Below are 1,434 nucleotides of genomic sequence, written 5' to 3' on the forward strand. Positions count from 1 at the left end.
AATGCATATTCACCCGTAACTAATTTTGAATTATTGTATTTACCAACGATATCTTTTGGTGAAAGAGCAAATCCTTTTGTTACTGCTTGAGCAGGAATAGTTGTTTTTACTAAATCACCCTCTGTAATCTGCGTATTAGCAGGGATATCTCGATTAAATTGCCATACTGTTGTTGGCTCCATTTGTTTTTGTGTGAAGTAATAAAACCCTCCTGCAAATAGAATAACCGCTCCCATTTGAGCAATCGTAATTGCTACTTGTTTAGTTTTCATATATCCTTCCCCCTTTTAACTTTATTCGAATATTATCTTCTCAATAGAAGCAAAAGCTTTTTTAAGCTCTTTGTTCTTTGAATACAACAAAACAGGAAGACCAATATAATTTGCATTAATAAAATCTTTATTCAGAGAAGGAATGGTAATAGGGATGTCTACTTTCATCCACTCTGAAATATCCCTTTGGTTTAATTCTGCTTTTTCGTATTTGTTGATAATATAATATATTTTTTTATCTAAATTTATTCGTTTAGTAAGTTCGGGCAATTTTCTTAACCATCCTCCAATGTGTGATACATCTTGTGTTAGTGTTAAGAATATTTTTGTACTATAGGCCATGGCTATTTTCGTGAATTCATTCTTTAAATCAGAAGGAACATCTAAAATGATAAAATCATAGTTTTTCTGAATAATGAAATACATGAATAAATCTTTTAAGCAAGCACTATTGATTTGTTCCTTTTCTTTATCTTTTTTTGTAACATAATCTTCTGAGTAAAAGAGTAAGTCTAACAAGTCTGGAAACTGTTTGTAGTTTTTCAGCATCATAGAATTTTTCGGTGTATTACTGATAATGCTACTCATTGAAATAATAGAATCTTCAACTTGTGTATAGTTTTGATTCTCCATGCCACGTAAAGCGATATCTAAACCTTTTTCGAATGTACCTAATTGATATAAGTACTCCACTGTTGAGCCTGTTTCTTTAAAATCAATATACATTGTTCTAAAGCCACTTTTCGCCAAATGTAATGCCGTATTAAAGGCGATTTGAGAATTCCCTACACCTTGTTCACTTCCTAAGAATGTTAGGATTTTTTGTTTCATATGAACTGGCATAATTGTTTCCTTAATTATCGTTTCTGTGACAATTTTAGGTTCTGGAATTGGGACTTCGATTTTAGGCTCTGGAAGAATTTCAGGTTTAACTTCAACTTCGGGTTCAGGCGGGTTTTGTTCAATGATTGGTTCCTGTATTGTTTGAACTTCGTGCTCAGTATTTTTTTCTGTATTTTCTTTTGCACCCATTAACCTTGCGAAAAATCCAATTTTTTCGGGCTTTTCTTTTTTCATTTCCTTTAGGTTTTCATTGATATTCTGAAGTTTCTCATCCACTTTTTTATCGAATTCTGGATTTCTTTCTGGAAGAGGTTTTTCT

2 protein-coding genes are annotated in these 1,434 nt (G+C 31.9%); both read right to left on the reverse strand.

The genetic code is table 11. From position 1 onward, the window contains the following. Positions 1–272 (reverse strand): SAF domain-containing protein (locus MR160_RS33605; RefSeq protein WP_242299212.1); only part of this gene is annotated, 272 nt, incomplete at its 3' end. Between the two features lie 21 nt (positions 273–293). Next, on the reverse strand, positions 294–1,434 hold a 1,141-nt coding region (locus MR160_RS33610), incomplete at its 5' end, for a CpaE/TadZ family protein (RefSeq protein ID WP_242299213.1).

It is taken from the genome of Bacillus cereus group sp. BfR-BA-01382 (genome assembly GCF_022663475.1).
Taxonomy (GTDB): Bacteria; Bacillota; Bacilli; order Bacillales; family Bacillaceae_G; genus Bacillus_A; species Bacillus_A thuringiensis_S.